Annotated in this window: 13 protein-coding genes; 9 read left to right on the top strand and 4 right to left on the bottom strand. The window is 67.4% G+C overall.

Features of this window, described 5'->3' with window-relative positions:
* Positions 1 to 30: 30 nt before the first annotated feature.
* Entirely contained in the window at positions 31 to 1,710 is a 1,680-nt protein-coding gene (gene fadD2, locus G6N50_RS17835) for a long-chain-fatty-acid--CoA ligase FadD2 (protein ID WP_083096779.1), read from the bottom strand.
* A 57-nt stretch (positions 1,711 to 1,767) separates the two neighbouring features.
* Here fadD2 and G6N50_RS17840 point away from each other — a divergent pair, with 57 nt between their 5' ends.
* Entirely contained in the window at positions 1,768 to 3,054 is a 1,287-nt protein-coding gene (locus G6N50_RS17840) for a DNA polymerase domain-containing protein (RefSeq protein ID WP_083096705.1), read from the top strand.
* A gap of 7 nt (positions 3,055 to 3,061) precedes the next feature.
* On the opposite strand, the gene G6N50_RS17845 is transcribed toward G6N50_RS17840, so the two are convergent.
* Entirely contained in the window at positions 3,062 to 4,453 is a 1,392-nt protein-coding gene (locus tag G6N50_RS17845; RefSeq protein WP_083096704.1) for a NarK family nitrate/nitrite MFS transporter, read from the bottom strand.
* Positions 4,454 to 4,649: 196 nt separating this feature from the next.
* Between G6N50_RS17845 and G6N50_RS17850 the strand changes: the two genes are divergently transcribed.
* The 8 genes from G6N50_RS17850 (at position 4,650) to G6N50_RS17885 (ending at position 12,511) form a co-directional block, all read left to right on the top strand.
* A complete protein-coding gene (locus G6N50_RS17850; RefSeq protein ID WP_083096778.1) occupies positions 4,650 to 5,234 on the top strand; it encodes an acyl-CoA-like ligand-binding transcription factor in 585 nt (194 codons plus the stop codon).
* Between the two features lie 57 nt (positions 5,235 to 5,291).
* On the top strand, positions 5,292 to 6,305 hold the full coding sequence (locus G6N50_RS17855) for an ABC transporter substrate-binding protein (RefSeq protein ID WP_083096703.1): 1,014 nt from the start codon (positions 5,292 to 5,294) through the stop codon (positions 6,303 to 6,305).
* A 112-nt stretch (positions 6,306 to 6,417) separates the two neighbouring features.
* The gene (locus G6N50_RS17860) at positions 6,418 to 7,092 is read left to right on the top strand and encodes a 5-oxoprolinase subunit B family protein (RefSeq protein WP_083096699.1); all 675 of its coding nucleotides are present in this window, start codon (positions 6,418 to 6,420) and stop codon (positions 7,090 to 7,092) included.
* A gap of 66 nt (positions 7,093 to 7,158) precedes the next feature.
* Positions 7,159 to 8,070 carry a 5-oxoprolinase/urea amidolyase family protein gene (locus G6N50_RS17865; protein ID WP_142275623.1) on the top strand — a complete coding sequence of 304 codons (912 nt, stop codon included), beginning with the start codon at positions 7,159 to 7,161 and terminating at the stop codon, positions 8,068 to 8,070.
* A 507-nt stretch (positions 8,071 to 8,577) separates the two neighbouring features.
* On the top strand, positions 8,578 to 9,975 hold the full coding sequence (locus tag G6N50_RS17870) for a nitrate/nitrite transporter (RefSeq protein ID WP_083096694.1): 1,398 nt from the start codon (positions 8,578 to 8,580) through the stop codon (positions 9,973 to 9,975).
* Between the two features lie 89 nt (positions 9,976 to 10,064).
* Positions 10,065 to 11,216, top strand: a complete 1,152-nt coding sequence (locus G6N50_RS17875) for a uroporphyrinogen-III synthase (RefSeq protein WP_142275628.1) — start codon at positions 10,065 to 10,067, stop codon at positions 11,214 to 11,216.
* Positions 11,207 to 11,980, top strand: a complete 774-nt coding sequence (locus G6N50_RS17880; RefSeq protein WP_083096692.1) for a sirohydrochlorin chelatase — start codon at positions 11,207 to 11,209, stop codon at positions 11,978 to 11,980. Before G6N50_RS17875 ends, G6N50_RS17880 begins: the two co-directional genes overlap by 10 nt.
* 78 nt (positions 11,981 to 12,058) lie before the next feature.
* Complete coding sequence (locus tag G6N50_RS17885; RefSeq protein ID WP_083096691.1) at positions 12,059 to 12,511, top strand: TetR/AcrR family transcriptional regulator; 453 nt, start codon at positions 12,059 to 12,061, stop codon at positions 12,509 to 12,511.
* A 16-nt stretch (positions 12,512 to 12,527) separates the two neighbouring features.
* On the opposite strand, the gene nirD is transcribed toward G6N50_RS17885, so the two are convergent.
* Both nirD and nirB read right to left on the bottom strand, forming a co-directional pair.
* Entirely contained in the window at positions 12,528 to 12,896 is a 369-nt protein-coding gene (gene nirD / locus G6N50_RS17890) for a nitrite reductase small subunit NirD (protein ID WP_083096690.1), read from the bottom strand.
* Positions 12,897 to 12,906: 10 nt separating this feature from the next.
* Positions 12,907 to 15,489: a nitrite reductase large subunit NirB gene (nirB, locus tag G6N50_RS17895; RefSeq protein WP_083096689.1), complete on the bottom strand. Its 2,583-nt coding sequence runs from the start codon at positions 15,487 to 15,489 to the stop codon at positions 12,907 to 12,909.
* Positions 15,490 to 15,679: the final 190 nt, after the last annotated feature.

The raw sequence follows: 15,679 nt of genomic DNA on the forward strand, positions 1-15,679 counted from the left end.
CTCACCGCGGAGCGGGCGAGCCGGAACGGGCTAGTCGACCTCCATTTCGCGCAGCTCGCGCTTGAGGATCTTGCCTGTCGGGTTGCGCGGCAGCTCGTCGAGGAAGACGACCTCGCGGGGCACCTTGTAGCGGGCCAAGTGGTCGCGTACGTAGTGCTTGACGGTGTCCTCGTCGAGGTCGGCACCGTCCTTCTTCACCACGAACGCGCGCAGCCGGTGGCCCCATTCCTTGTCTTCGACGCCGATCGCGGTGGCCTCCGTGACGTCCGGGTGCCCGGTGATGAGGTCTTCGACCTCCGCCGGGAAGACGTTCTCGCCGCCGGAGACGATCATCTCGTCATCGCGCCCGCTGATGAACAGCAGGCCGTTCTCGTCGAAGTACCCCACGTCACCCGAGGACAACAGCCCGTCGATGATCTGCTTCTTGCCACCGCCGGTGTAGCCCTCGAACGGGAAGGCGTTGCCGACGAAGATGCGGCCGACCTCGCCCTGCGGCAGCTCCTTACCGTTGTCGTCATAGATCTTGACGCGCACACCCTTGACGACCGGGCCGACGGTCGACGAGTTGTACTCCAGGTGCTTGGGCTCGGCGATGGTCGCGAACGCGATCTCGGTCGAGCCGTACATGTTGTAGATGACCGGGCCGAGGTCCTTGAGCCCCCGTTCGGCCAGGTCGGCACCCAGCGCCGACCCGGACACGAACACGATCTTCAGGCTGGACAGGTCGGGCTTCTTGTCCATCTTTTCGACGGCATCGAGGATCCGCGACAGCATCACTGGCACCACCACCATGGCGGTCACCTTGTACTTCTCGATGTCCTCTAACACCAGGGGCGGCTTGAATTTCCGGCGCAGCACCAGCGTCGAGCCCAGGAACATCGCGATCGTGCCGTGCAGGAAACCGAGCGCGTGGAACATCGGCGCCGGCAGCGACGTCACCTCGCCGGCCTTGAACGGAACGTGCGACAGGATGCCCCCGACCGGCGCCAGGGTCGGCGGGGTGCTGCGGTTCGCGCCCTTGGGGGTGCCGGTGGTACCGCTGGTCAGGATGATGATCGACGAGTGCTTGCTCGCCTTGGGGGCGGGCTCGGAGCTGCTGCGCTCGATCAGGTCGGCCAGCGTCTCGTCCTTGCTACCGGAGGATTCGTCGGCGTCGGGGTTCGTCCCAAGCGCCCGCAGCTTGCCCAGTTCCGGCTCGGCCTTGCTGACGGCCTTGGTGTATTCGTCGTCGTAGATGATCAGTTTGGCGCCCTCGCGCTCCGACACCTCCTTGATTTGCGGTCCGGAGAACTCGCTGTTGAGCAGGATGATGCGGGCGCCCACCCGGGCGGCGCCAAAGTAGGCGATCAGGAACCAGCGAGTGTTACGGGCCAGGATGGCGACGCCATCACCGCCCTTGACGCCCATCTTGAGTAGCCCGTTGGCCACCGCGTGCGCGGCCTCGTCGAGCTCCTTGAAGGAAAACTCGCCCTCCTCATCGATGCAGGCGGCTCGGTCGGGATGGCGCCTGGCATTCAGCGCCGGCAACATGCCGAACTCGCCCCACTTGTAGATGTCGGCGGCCATCGCGGCGTAGTTCTGCGGCGGCTCGATCCGGAATGCGCCCGATTCGAAGATCTTGCGCACGTAGTGCAGCTCGGCGGAGCCGCGTTCGACGTACTGCTGAACTTTTGCGGCGGCCTGAGCGGGCAGACCGAGGAGGTTAGGCATGAAATCCACCTTATGTGACGTCCGTCTCAGTACGGCCAGAAATTCTGGCGAATTAGCATGAACCGCATGACCCGTCCGGTTTCGCTGGAGGTGGCCGGGCGCCAGGTGACCATCACCCATCCGGACAAGGTGGTGTTCCCCCGCGTGAGCGGCCGCGAAACCACCAGCTCTTTTTCGGGCCCCTACACCAAGCTCGACCTGGTCCGCTATTACCTGTCGGTGGCCGACGGCGCGCTGCGCGGCGTGGCCGGTCGACCGATGATCCTGAAGCGCTTCGTCAAGGGCGTCACCGAAGAGGCGGTGTTTCAGAAGCGCGCCCCGGCCAAACGGCCCGACTGGGTCGACGTTGCCGAACTGCGTTATGCGCGGGGCACTTCCGCGGCCGAGGCGGTGATCCACGATGCCGCGGGACTGGCCTGGGCGATCAACCTGGGATGCGTCGATCTCAACCCGCATCCGGTGCTGGCCGACGACCTCGATCACCCCGACGAACTGCGGGTCGATTTGGATCCGATGCCCGGGGTCTCCTGGCGGCGCATCGTGAACGTCGCGCTGGTGGCCCGCGAGGTGCTCGAGGACTACGGCCTGACGGCCTGGCCGAAGACGTCGGGATCGCGCGGCTTTCACGTCTATGCCCGCATCGCCCCGCGCTGGGAGTTTCGCCAGGTGCGGCTGGCCGCGCAGACCGTCGCCCGGGAGGTCGAGCGGCGCGTGCCCGACGCGGCGACCAGCCGCTGGTGGAAGGAAGAACGCGAAGGGGTGTTCGTCGACTTCAACCAGAACGCGAAGGACCGCACCGTCGCATCGGCGTACTCGGTGCGCGCGACCCCGGACGCCCGGGTCTCGACCCCGCTGCGGTGGGACGAGGTCGCCGACTGCCGGCCCGAGGCGTTCACCATCGAGACCGTGCCCGCCCGGTTCGCCGACATCGGTGACCCCTGGGCGGGAATGGACGACGCCGTCGGCGAGCTCGACCGGCTTCTGGTGTTGGCCGAGGAAATGGGCCCGCCCGAACGCGCGCCGAAAGGGTCGGGGAAACGCGGCAGCGGAGCAGCAGGCCGGAGACAATCGAAGATGCCGCTGATCGAGATCGCCCGCACCAAGACCAAGGACGAGGCGATGGCGGCGCTGGACGTCTGGCGCGACCGCTATCCCGCGGTGGCCGGCCAGCTGGAGCCGGTCGACGTCCTGGTCGACGGGATGCGCGGGCCCAGTTCGATCTGGTACCGGATCCGGATCAACCTGCAGCACGTTCCCGAGGACCAACGGCCACCCCAGGAAGGGCTGATCGCCGACTACAGCCCCTGGGACGGATACGGCGGGAAGCAGCAGCCGTCGAGCTGACTTCGGGTCAGATCCCCACCCGCGTTATCGCGTTGTGCCTGCGCAGGTAGCAGTACCAGGTGACGCCGAGCAGGCCGAGGAAGAACACGATGTAGAACCGCAACGCCGGTTCGATGCTGCCGAACTCCGACTTCGACCACGCGTACGCCAGCGGAACCACGAAGCCACCGAAGGCACCCACCGCCGAGATGACGCCCAGCGCACCGGCGGCCTGCCGGCGCATGGCCACCATGGTGTCGGGGTCGCCCCCGCCCAGCTCGCCCTTGATCTTGAAGATCCGCGAGATCATCCGGTAGGTCGAGCCGTTGCCGATGCCGGTGGCGACGAACAGGAACATGAAGCTGGCGAAGAATCCCGGCAGGTTGACCGCCTTCACCGACCACAGCGCCGCCGCCGCCCCGATCGCCAGCATGACGAAGCTGGCGGCGGTGATGCGGGCGCCACCGATCCGGTCGGCCAGCTTGCCGCCGAGGGGCCGGATGATCGAGCCGATGCCGGCGCCCAGGAAGGCCCACGCCAGGGCGATGTCACCGCGCCCGAACACCGTCTTGAGCAGGGTCGGGAACGCCGCCGAGTAGCCGATGAACGATCCGAAGGTGCCGATGTACAGCAGCGACATGATCCAGGTGTCGGGGTGCCGCAGCGACTCAAACACCGGCTTCACGTCGGCCTTGGCCTCGGTGAGGTTGTTCATGAACAGGAACGCGCAGAGCGCGGCCACCACGGCCAGCGGCACATAGAACAGTCCGGCCCGCGACAGCGCCATCCCGCCGCCGGCGATGACGATGGGCGGGATGATCCTTTGCACCACCGCCACGCCGATGTTGCCGCCGGCCGCGTTCAGGCCCAGCGCCCAGCCCTTGTCCTTCTCCGGGTAGAAGAACGAGATGTTGGCCATCGATGAGGCGAAGTTGCCGCCGCCGAAGCCGGCGGTAGCCGCGATCGCCACCAGGACGCCGAACGGGATGCCGGGATGGCTGACTGCCCACGCCAGCAGCAGGCACGGGATGAGCAGCAGCGCCGCCGAGATCGTCGTCCAGTTGCGGCCGCCGAACAGCGGGACCGCGAACGTGTAGGGCAACCGCAGGAATGCCCCGACACCGCTGGGCACGGCGACCAGGCACAGGGCCTGGCTGGCGGTCAGCGCCCACCCGGACGCGGCCGGGTGCCCGTGCGCCCCCGCCGTCATGTGCACCACCGCGATGCTCCACAACATCCACACGCTGAATCCGACGTGTTCGGCGAAGATCGAGAAGACCAGGTTTCGGCGAGCGATCGGCTTGCCGGTGGTCTCCCAGAATTCGGGGTCTTCGGGCCGCCAGTCATCGATCCAGTGCCGTCCCGTATGACGCTCGCGCGGCGGCGCGGGCTGCGTTACCGGCCTGATGGTCGTGGTCATCTGGTGGGACTCCTGTGTTGGATGCGGCGCGGGCAAGGACCTCTCGACGTTAAAGACGCGCTGTTACCGGTCTGGGTGTGCACAGTTACGTGGGCGATACGCAGAAATCGCAACGGCCTGTCCCCGTTTGTCAGAACTCTGCAACGAGAGGACGTCGCGGGCCCACGGCGAGGCGTCGATGCGCGACAATCGGCGCATGCAGGTGACTGAGGCTCCCCTGGGCCTGCGGGAGCGCAAGAAGATCAAGACCCGCCGCGCCATCAGGCGCGAGGCGTTTCGCCTGATCGAGGAGAACGGCTTCGCCGCGACCACCGTCGAACAGATCGCCGAGGCGGCCGACGTGTCGCCGAGCACCTTCTTCCGTTATTTCCCGTCCAAGGAATCGCTGCTGCTCGCCGACGACCTCGACCCGCTGATCCTCGAGGCGCTGAAGTCCCAGCCGCGCGACCTATCGCCGGCGCGGGCCTTCCGCGGCGCCTATGCGGCCGTCATGGCCCAGCTGCCGGACGACCAGCTGGAGTTCGAGAGCACCCGGCAGCGCCTGATGTTTTCGATACCCGAGCTCAAGGCGGCGATGTACGACGAGTACTACCGCACCGTGACGGTGGCCGCCGAGGCGATCGCGCACCGGATCGGCCGTGCCCCAGACGATTTCGAGGTCCGAGTGTTCGCCGGGGCGTTGACGGGCGCCATGATGGCGGCGTTCGACAGCGCACCGAAGACCGCCGAGACGATCTATCGCGCCCTGGATTTCATGGACGCCGGCATGCCGCTGGGCTGAACTGCCTCAACAGCGCGGCGACGCATGTCAGAGGGCGGAACGCGATACTCTCACGCGATGCGACAGGGATGGAATCGACGGGGATTCTTGCAGCTCGCAGGGGCTGCGGGGGTGGCCGCGATCGGCGGTGCGACCGCGTTCTCAGAGCTTTTGGCGGGGTGCTCTTCAGACAAACCCGCTCCGGGAGCCGCGCCGGGATCGGTGACGGTCACCCACCTGTTCGGTCAAACCGTCATCAAGGAACCACCCAAGCGGGTCGTCAGCGCCGGCTACACCGAGCAGGACGACCTGCTGGCGGTCGGCGTGGTGCCGATCGCGGTGACCAACTGGTTCGGTGATCAGCCCTTCGCTGTCTGGCCGTGGGCCGCACCCAAGCTCAACGGGGCGCAGCCGACGGTGTTGAACCTGGACAACGGAATTCCCGTCGACCAGATCGCCGGCCTCAAACCCGACCTGATCGTGGCCGTCAACGCCGGCCTGGACGCCGACACGTATCAGAAGCTGTCCGCGATCGCCCCAACCGTGGCGCAATCGGACGGCGACGCCTTCTTCGAACCGTGGAAAGAGCAGGCCGGCACCGTCGGTCAGGCGGTCTTCCAGGTCGACCAGATGAAGTCGTTGATCGACGGCGTCGACCAGAAGTTCACCGACATCGGCAAGAAGAATCAGCAATGGACCGGCAAGAAGGCGCTGCTGATGCACGGCGCGCTGTGGCAGGGCACCGTCGTCGCCACCATGGCGGGCTGGCGGACGGACTTCCTGAACCAGATGGGGCTGGTCGTCTCCGACACCATCAAACCCTTCGGCACCGATCAGCGCGCCGTCATCCCGCGCGATCACATCAAATCCGTGCTCGACTCCGCCGACGTGGTGATCTGGACGACCCAGAGCCCGGACGATCAGAAGGCGATACTGGCCGACCCCGAGGTGGCCGGGTCGCTCACCACCGCACAGAACCGCCACATCTTCACCACCAAGGACCAGGCCGGCGCGATCGCGTTCGCGTCGCCACTGAGCTACCCCGTCATCGCCGATCAACTGCCCCCGCTGATCACCAAGATCCTGGGCTAGCCACGCGGGCATCTCGCGGCTGTTTGAGCGTTTGCTAAGGCAGCTCTGGCAGTGCTCGAAATTCCGTCGGCGCCCCTCGCACAGGCCTAGATCCCGGGGTTACCGTCGAGTAATGAGCGTGACGGACCTTAGCGGCGGCCTGGCCCGCGACCTTCCGACGGAGCTGGTCGGCAACACCGTTGTGGACTACGGCGACCTGGCGCTGATGGTGCAATGCGGCAGTACCGCTGAGGTATTGGCGTGGGCGGACGCGCTGCGCCGCGCCGAGATCCCGGGCGTGGTCGATGTCGTCCCGGCGGCCCGCACGGTGCTGGTGAAGCTCCACGACGCGCGGCGCCAAGGGGTCATCCGTCAGCGGCTGCGCAAGATGGGCGTCGCCGCCACCGGGACCGCCGACTCGGAGCGCCGAGCCGACGTGGTCATCGACGTCGTCTACGACGGTCCGGACCTGGCCGAGGTTGCCGCCCACGCCGGGCTGACCATTCCCGCCGTGATCGACGCCCACACCGCCACGCCGTGGCGGGTCGGATTCAACGGATTCGCACCCGGTTTCGCGTATCTGGTGGACGGCGACCCGCGCCTGCGGGTGCCCCGCCGCCCGGAGCCGAGGACCTCGGTGCCGGACGGCTCCGTCGGCCTCGCCGGTGAGTTCAGCGCGGTGTATCCGCGACCGTCCCCGGGTGGCTGGCAACTCATCGGCCGCACCGAAGCGGTGCTGTGGGACCTGCAGAGACCGAGCCCGGCCTTGCTCACGCAGGGCGTGTGGGTGCAGTTCCGGGCCGTCTAGCCAGTGGCGATCGCGAGCGCGGCGCAGCCGGGCGAAGCGGGTCGTCACCGTAGTGAAGGAGTAGTCGTGGCAATGCTGGAGATCCTCCGCACCGGACCGCTCGCCCTCGTCCAGGACCTGGGCCGTCCGGGACTGGCCCACCTAGGGGTGAGCCAGTCGGGGGCCGCCGACCGGCGGGCGCACAAGCTGGCCAACCGGCTCGTCGCCAACCCCGACGACCGTGCCACCGTGGAGATCACGTTCGGCGGTTTCGCGGCCCGGGTGTCCGGCGGCGACGTCGACATCGCGGTGACGGGCGCCGACACCGACCCCACCGTCAACGGAATCAAGTTCGGCACCAACAGCCTTCATCACGTGCGTGATGGCGAGGTGATCTCGCTGGGCGCCCCCCGCGCGGGCCTGCGCAGCTACCTGGCGGTCCGCGGCGGCATCTGCGTGGAGCCGGTGCTGGGCTCGCGCAGCTACGACGTGATGTCGGCCATCGGCCCGTCGCCGCTGCGGGCCGGCGACCGGCTGCCGATCGGCGAGCACACCGACGCCTACCCCGAACTGGACCAGGCGCCGGTCGCGGCCATCACCGCCCATGTCGTCGAGCTGTTCGTGGTCCCCGGACCGCGTGACGATTGGTTCGTCGATCCGGACCGCCTGGTGCACACCTATTGGATGGCGTCCGACCGCAGCGACCGGGTGGGAATGCGGTTGACCGGCCGGCCCCTGCAGCACTGCTACCCGGATCGGCAACTGCCCAGCGAGGGCGCCACCCGTGGCGCAATCCAGGTGCCGCCCAACGGTTTACCGGTCATCCTGGGGCCCGACCATCCGGTCACCGGTGGCTATCCGGTGATCGGCGTGGTGGTGGACGAGGACGTCGACAAGATTGCCCAGGTGCGACCCGGCCAGGCGGTGCGGCTGCACTGGGCTCGGCCCAGGTCTCTGGTGGGCGCCCCCTCCGACGCCGCGAGTTGGCCGGTTTCCTAACACAATTCGTTTGCTGGATCTCGATGCCGAGATCGGCTGTATCACAGCTCACACGGCACCGGGTCTATGCGTGAAATCACTTGATGGCGGCGCCCATTCACGGTTTGCCCGGCGCACATCGGCGAACTGACCGCCCCCTCAGGGATTTACCAGACAACTGGTAAACAACTAACAGGCGATATGGGCCGGTTCCGGTTGACCCGCTCACGTCTTAAATGTGAGCATCGGAGCATACGGCGGGGCATGAGCCCCTTCATTCGAGGCGCCCACGCGTCGAAAGCCGGCCTCCGAACAGCTTTCCCGACAGCCGGGCTAGCGCGACGCCCCCTGGCTCGGCGGCGGTCGGACGCGGCGGTTCGTGGGCCTGACGAGAGGGATCTGTATGCACGCCAGCTGGCGGGATTCCGTCGATACGCCATCACACGCCGGCTCCATACCTCAACGCGCCCAAGAAATTTCGTCGATGGGTGCACGAACATGAGCGTCGTCCCGCGGAGAGGTGACGTGATGGGCCGCAATCACCGCATCGCGGACTGGAACCCGGAAGATACCGCGGCGTGGGAGGCCGGCAATAAGAAGATCGCCCGGCGCAACCTGCTCTGCACGATTGCCGGTGACCACGTGGCATTTTCGATCTGGACCCTGTGGCCCGTCATGGCGCTGTTCATGCCGGGGCCCGTCTACGGCTTCTCCGCGAGCGACAAGCTGCTGCTGGGAGCGGTTGCCACCCTGGTAGGTGGTTGCGCCCGGATCCCGTACACCTTGGGCATCGCCGCCTTCGGCGGTCGCAACTGGACGACGTTCTCGGCCTTCGTACTGCTGATCCCGACGGTCGGCACGATCGTGTTGCTGGCCAATCCCGGTCTGCCGTTGTGGCCCTTCATCGTGTGCGCCGCGCTGACCGGGCTGGGCGGTGGCAATTACGCCGCCTCGCTGGCCAACGTGAACGCCTTCTACCCGCAGCGGCTCAAGGGGGCCGCGCTGGCGATCAACGCCGGTGTTGGCAACCTCGGGGTGGCGGTGATCCAGCTGGTCGGGCTGCTGGTGCTGGCCACCGCCGGGCACGAGGCGCCCTACTGGGTGTGCGCGGTATACCTGGTGTTGCTGGCCGTCGTGGGCATCGCGGCCGCGTTGTTCATGGACGACGTCCACCACGGCACCGAGCTGAACACCATGCGCGCCATCCTGTTCGAACGGGACACCTACGTGATCTCGCTGCTGTACATCTGCACCTTCGGCTCGTGGATCGGGTTCTCGTTCGCGTTCGGGCAGGTGATGCAGGTGAACTTCCTGGCCAACGGGGAGAGCGCCAAGCACGCGGCGCTGCACGCCGCGCAGGTCGCCTTTCTGGGCCCGCTGTTGGGCTCCTTGGCCCGCATCTACGGCGGGCGGTTGGCCGACCGCATCGGCGGCAGCCGCGTCACGCTGGCGGTCCTGGCGGGCATGACCCTGGCGGCCGGTCTGCTGGTCACCATCAGCACCGTCGACGATCAGAACACCGGCACGCACTCCACCAGCATGATCGGCTTCGTCTGCGGCTTCATGGTGCTGTTCATCCTGTCCGGCATGGGCAACGGATCGGTGTTCAAGCTGATCCCCTCGGTCTATGAGGCACGCAGTCGCTCGCTGGACATGAGCGAGGACGAACGTCGGCACTGGGCCCGCGCGCACTCGGGATCGCTGATCGGCATCTGTTCGGCCGTCGGAGCGCTCGGCGGGGTGGGAATCAACCTGGCGCTGCGCCAGTCCTACCTGAGCACCGGCACGGAAACGTCGGCGTACTGGGCATTTCTCGCTTCCTATGTCGTGGCGGCGATCATGACCTGGATCGTCTATGTGCGCCGGCCCGCGGCGGCCCCGGGCTTGTCCGGGTCGACGCCGGAAACCGAGGCCGCCCGTGTGTGAGCGGACTCGCAACACGGGCAATGCCACAGCAATTGACCGGTAACGCAACCGAAACGTCACAGGCATACACACTTCATATGGCCCCCCAACTGGCCCCGCCCGACTCCGCGCCGCTGACCGGCTACCGGATCGCCGTCACGTCGGCGAACCGCGCCGAGGAGCTGTGCGCGTTGCTGCGCCGTAACGGCGCCGAGGTTTCCAGCGCCGCGGCCATCAACATCATCGCGCTGCCCGAAGACGACGATCTACAGAACCACACCGAAGCGGTGATCGCCGAACCGCCCGATATCCTGGTGGCGCACACCGGTATCGGCTTCCGCGGCTGGGTCGCCGCGGCCGACGGATGGGGATTGGCCACCCAACTGCTGGCGTCGCTGTCCAAGTCGCGGATCGTGGCCCGCGGACCGAAGGCGACCGGTGCCTTGCGTGCCGCCGGGCTGCACGAGGAGTGGTCACCCAAATCCGAATCGTCACGCGAAGTCCTGCGCTACCTCCTCGAATCGGACGTCGCCGGTAAGCGGATCGCCGTCCAGCTGCACGGCGCGGCCGACGGCTGGGACCCGTTCCCCGACTTCATCAATGGATTGCGCTCGGCGGGCGCACAGGTGGTCCCCATTCACGTCTACCGCTGGAAGCCGACACCGGCCGGCGGCGACTTCGACCAACTCGTCGCCTCGGTCGCGCGTCGCCAATTCGACGCGGTGACCTTCACCTCGGCGCCCGCCGGAGCGGCGCTGCTGGAGCGCAGCCGCGAGTTGGGCATCGAAGATCAACTGCTGCAAGCGCTTCGCAGTGACGTGCATGCGATGTGCGTCGGCCCGGTCACCGCGCAACCTTTGATGCGTGCGGGCATCCCGACGTCGTCGCCCGAGCGAATGCGATTGGGGGCGTTGGCCCGTCACATCGCCCAGCAGCTCCCGCCGCTGCGGTCGTGCACCATCCGCGCGGCCGGCCACGACATCGAGATCCGCGGAACCTGCGTGCTGGTCGACGGAGCGGTGAAGTCGCTGTCGGGGTCCGGCATGGCGACCCTGCGCGCGCTGGCACAACGCCCGGGAGATGTCGTCGCGCGCAACGACTTACTACGGGTGCTCCCCGGCAACAGCAATGACCCGCACGCCGTCGACACCGCAGTGCTGCGGCTGCGAACGGCGCTGGGCGACAAGAGCATCGTCGCGACCGTCGTCAAGCGCGGCTACCGGCTCGCGATCGACCACTCGGAAGAATCCCCGTGGCACTGATCCTGGTAGCGCACGGCACCCGCAGGCCGGACGGCGTCACGATGATCGAAGACCTTGCGGCACAGGTCAGTACGCTCGTCGGAGGTACGGTCGACGTTGCCTTCGTGGACGTGGTGGGCCCCACCCCCAGCGAAGTCTTGGCGCGCGCGAAGAACGCCGCCCGGGCCGCCATCGTGGTGCCCGCGTTTCTGTCCCGCGGATACCATGTCCGGGCCGATCTGCCCGCCCACGTCGCGGCCAGTGGACACTCGAATGTGACCGTCACCCCCGCGTTGGGTCCCGGCGGCCAGATCGCCCGGATCGTTGGCGATCAACTGGTGAAATGCGGCTGGCGCCCGAATGATTCGGTGATTCTGGCGGCCGCGGGAACCTCGGATGACAAGGCGCGTGCCGACCTGCACACCACGGCGACATTGGTGTCGGCGCTGACCGGCTCGCGGGTGAGCCTGGCGTTCGCGGCCACCGGTGAACCGCAGCTGCCCGAAGCCGTGGACCGGGCGCGCGCCCGGGCACGCCGCGCCGGCGGACGCGTCGTGGTCGCCTCATATCTGCTGGCCGACGGCCTGTTCCAGCAACGACTGCACGGCTGCGGTGCCGACCTGGTCAGCGAGCCGCTGGGCACCCATCCCGGGCTGGCACGCCTGGTCGCGAACCGATTCCGGCGGGCCCTGCCGCCGGTCCTCGCCCCCACCGCCCGGCATGCGTCGGGCCGATCGGGCCCGCATCAGCTGGCGCACGGACGCATCGTGCGGTCCAGTCCGTAGCGCCAAACGCCCGCCGGCGAGCCACGCCGAGGCCCGGCATTCCTTGATCTTTGGTCTCAGACCGGCGATCCTGGCGTTATGCCCCGTCGCGAAGAGCCATCGCATGGGATCCTCGACCCGGTCGCCAAGATGTTGCGGTTGCCCTTCGGCACACCGGAATTCATCGACCGGATCGTCACCGGCGGAGTCAATCAGGTGGGCCGCCGGACGTTGCGCATGCTGATCACGACGTGGGATGCCGCCGGTGGCGGCCCGTTCGCGGCCAGTGCCGTCGCGTCGACGGGGATGGCGAAGACCGCCGAAATCGTGCAGGGCATGTTCATCGGCCCGGTCTTCGGCCCACTGCTGAAAATTCTGGGTGCCGACAAGGTCGCCCTGCGCGCCTCGTTGTGCGCCTCACAACTGGTGGGCCTGGGCATCATGCGGTACGGCATCCGCTCCGAGCCGCTGCACTCCATGTCCGTGGACGCACTCGTCGACGCGATCGGGCCGACGATGCAGCGTTATCTGGTCGGCGACATCACCCGGTGATACTCGGCCGTGGGGCTCAGGCGGCCCGCGAGTGGTAGTCCCGCCCGACCTGAACGTGGCCGTCGGCCGTGATCCGCACCGGGTACACCGGCACCGAAACGGCCGGATCGTCCAGGCAGGAACCGTCTTCCAGCGAGAACGCCTGCTTCAAGATCGGCGACTGCACCGTCACGCGGCCGTCGCGGTCACCCACGATCCCGCGGGACAGGACCGCCGCCCCGGAGAACGGGTCGACGTTCCCCACCGCGTGGACCGAGCCGTCGTCGAGCCGGAACAACGCCGCCTGGGAGCCGTCGTCGAGCAGCACGCCCACACCGCGGCCGGGAATGAGATGGTCGTAGGCGCACGCGCTGGTCCACACCGCAATGTCGTTGAGAAGTGTCATGATCTCTTCCTCATTCCTCCGAAGTTGACGCTGCACGGACCCGCGGCATGCCAATGGACACAGGGATCTTGCGCCCGGCATGCTCGGTGAACGTCACCGTCGAGTCGACGGCATCCGGGGCGTTGACGAACGACACGAACCGCGACATCTTGTCCGGGTCGTCCAACACGCCCTTCCATTCGCACTTGTAGTTCTCCACATGCCGCTCCATGGCGGCTTCGAATTCCGCGGCCAGGCCCAGCGAGTCGTCGCACACGACCTCGCGGACGTGGTCGAGTCCGCCGTCGAGCGAATCGACCCACGGTGCCGTGCGTTGCAACCGGTCGGCCGTCCGGATGTAGTACATGACGAACCGGTCGACGTAGCTGACCAGTGTTTCGGTGTCCAGATCGCTGGCCAACAGCTGCGCGTGCTTGGGCGTCATGCCGCCGTTGCCACCGACGTAGAGGTTCCAGCCCTTTTCGGTGGCGATCACGCCCACGTCTTTCGAGCGGGCTTCGGCGCATTCACGCGCGCAGCCCGAGACGCCCATCTTGATCTTGTGCGGTGCCCGCAGGCCGCGGTAGCGCAGCTCCAGATCGATGGCCAGCTGCACCGAATCCTGCTGCCCGTAGCGGCACCAGTCGGTGCCCACGCAGCTCTTCACCGTGCGCAACGCCTTACCGTACGCGTGGCCCGATTCCATGCCGCCGTCCACCAGGCGCTTCCAGATCTCCGGCAACTGATCCACCCGGGCGCCGAACATGTCGATCCGCTGGCCACCGGTGATCTTGGTGTAGAGCCCGAAGTCCTGGGCGATTTGGCCGATCAGGATCAGATGCTCGGGCTTGATGTCACCACCGGGAACCCGGGGCACCACCGAGTAGCTGCCGTTCTTCTGGATGTTGGCCAGGAAGTGGTCGTTGGAATCCTGCAGCGAGGCCTGCTCGCCTTCCAGGATGTGGTCCGAGCCGGTGGATGCCAAGATGGAGGCGACGACGGGTTTGCAAATGTCGCAACCCTTTCCGCGGCCGAAGCGCTCCAGCAGACCCGAGAAGGTCCGGATCTCGGTGGCCGAGATGATCTCGAACAGCTCCGCCCGCGACTGGCTGAAGTGCTCGCACAGCGCCTTGGACTGCTCCACACCCTCGGCTTCCAGCAACTGCTTGAGCAACGGCACGCAGGACCCACACGAGGTGCCGGCCGAGGTGCACGACTTGAGCGCCGGGACGTCCGCGCAGCCGTCGGCGATCGCGCATTTCAGGTCGCCCTTGGTGACGTTGTTGCACGAGCAGATCTGCGCCGAATCCGGCAGCGCCCCAACACCCAAGGCCGTACCACCGCCGGATTGGGCCGGCGCGATCAGGGCGAGCGGGTCACCGGGCAGCTCGCTGCCGACCATGGGCCGCAGCACCCCGTAGGACGACGCATCGCCGACCAGCACGCCGCCGAGCAGCGTCTTGGCGTCGTCGGAGAGCACCAGCTTGGCGTAGGTCCGGTTGACCGCATCGTTGATGGCGACCTCGAGGCAATTCTCGGTCAGCCCCATCGCGTCGCCGAAGCTGGCCACGTCGACGCCCAGCAGTTTGAGCTTCGTGGACAGGTCGGCCTCGCCGAATTCGGCGACGCCCTCCAGCAGCCGGTCGGCCACCACCTCGGCCGAGGTGTAACCCGGGCCGACCAGGCCGTAGCACCGGCCGCCGATCGCGGCGACCTCACCGATCGCGTAAATGTCGGGATCGCTTGTCTGGCAAGCCACGTCGGTGAGCACCCCGCCGCGCTCGGCGCGGTCCAGCCCGGCCGCGGTCGCCAGCTCGTCGCGCGGCCGGATGCCGGCCGCGAAGATCACTAGACCGGCGTCGATGACCTGGCCATCGGTCAGACTTACCCGCACCGAGGTGGAGCCGTCCGAGTGGTCAATCGCCTCGATCGATTCGGTGCCCGTCCCCACGTGCACCGAGATGCCGAGCTCGCCGATCATCCTGGCCAGCAGCGCACCGCCGGCCTCGTCGATCTGCTGGGCCATCAGCCGCGGCATCATCTCGATGACGTGGGTCTGCAACCCGAACTGGCGCAACGCATTAGCGGCTTCCAGCCCGAGCAGTCCGCCGCCGATGACGACTCCCGCGGTGGCACGCGAGGTTTCGACGGTGCGCTGCGCGTCGGCGCGGATCGCGTCCAGGTCGTCCAGGGTGCGGTACACGTGACACGCGGGCAGTTCGTGGCCCGGCACCGGCGGCACGAAGGCATACGACCCGGTCGCCAGGACCAGCGCGTCGTAGCCGTGCCGTTGACCGTCGGCGGTGACCACCGTCTTTGCGGCGCGGTCTATTTCGGTAACGCGCTGGTTGAGCACCAGCCGGACCAGTTCGTCACCCTCGTAATCGTTGCCGGGCAATGCCAGAAGCTTGCGATCCCAGCTCTCGGTGTAGGAGGTCAGCCCCACGCGGTCATAGGCCGCGTCGGTCTCCTCGGCGAAAACCGTGATGCGCCACGATCCCTCGGTGTCGCGGGCGCGGAGCGCCTCCACGAACCGGTGCCCCACCATGCCATGTCCGACTACGATGATGTGACGAGGCGCACAACTGGCGCGCGAAATCCCGTCTGCAGACATGGCTTTGAGAGTAACGGCCGGAAATTACGTTCTTTTCGCGCAATGTGACGGTCCTATGACGAGGATCTCACAACTCACAGGAAGGCCTGTGATTGAGCGTTCGCTGCCGGCGAACGGCGAGGTGGAACTTAAGCGGGGTCGGCTCATGTTTGACCTAGTAGCCGGTCGAGGAGGCACCGGTCACAGGAAT

Origin of the sequence: Mycobacterium mantenii, from assembly GCF_010731775.1 — a bacterium.
Lineage (GTDB): Bacteria > Actinomycetota > Actinomycetes > Mycobacteriales > Mycobacteriaceae > Mycobacterium > Mycobacterium mantenii.